The sequence below is a fragment of the Vibrio sp. 1562 genome, assembly GCF_033340155.1.
Lineage (GTDB): Bacteria > Pseudomonadota > Gammaproteobacteria > Enterobacterales > Vibrionaceae > Vibrio > Vibrio alginolyticus.
This window is the reverse complement of record NZ_JAWOVY010000666.1, coordinates 1-550: the sequence shown is the minus strand read 5'-3', so window position 1 is coordinate 550 and position 550 is coordinate 1. Positions and strand designations below refer to the sequence as shown.

The window sequence follows — 550 nt, the reverse complement described above, 5'->3', positions numbered from 1 at the left end:
ACTTGCACATGTTGATGTTCCAAATTTCGCATCAAATCTGTGTTCTTCACTGCGGCATCTGGCGTCGTTTCAACATAAAGAATGATGATGCGTTCTTTGTCGTTAATCCATGTCGGAAGAGCACTAAGATCATGAACAGATTTATGTACTTGAATGTGATAGAAGCTCAACTCATTGCGCAGTTTTGTTTCTAGGTCACTGTCGTCACAGACGAGCCAGATTTGATTATTCACGGTATGTCGAGCACGAAAATGAGCTTGAGAAATCGGTGCTGTGAGTTGGAAGTAGAAACGGCTTCCGCGGCCTTTTTCAGATTCAAGTTGTATGCTTCCGCCCATGAGTTCGACAAGTTGCGTACTGATGGCAAGGCCTAAACCTGTACCTCCAAATTGGCGGGTGGTGGAATCGTCCTCCTGAGCGAATGGTGCGAAGATTCGTTTCTGTTGCTGCTCATCGATGCCGATACCTGAGTCTTGCACGGAAAACTCGATGATGGCTTCCGATTCCTTACTTTCAAGCGTGGTAATCGAAAGCTCTACACTGCCTCGTT

1 protein-coding gene is annotated in these 550 nt (G+C 46.0%); it reads right to left on the bottom strand.

The window, feature by feature from the left end; genetic code table 11:
- Window positions 1-550: ATP-binding protein (locus R7Z49_RS26970; RefSeq protein WP_318112737.1), on the bottom strand; the 550-nt coding region annotated here is incomplete at both ends.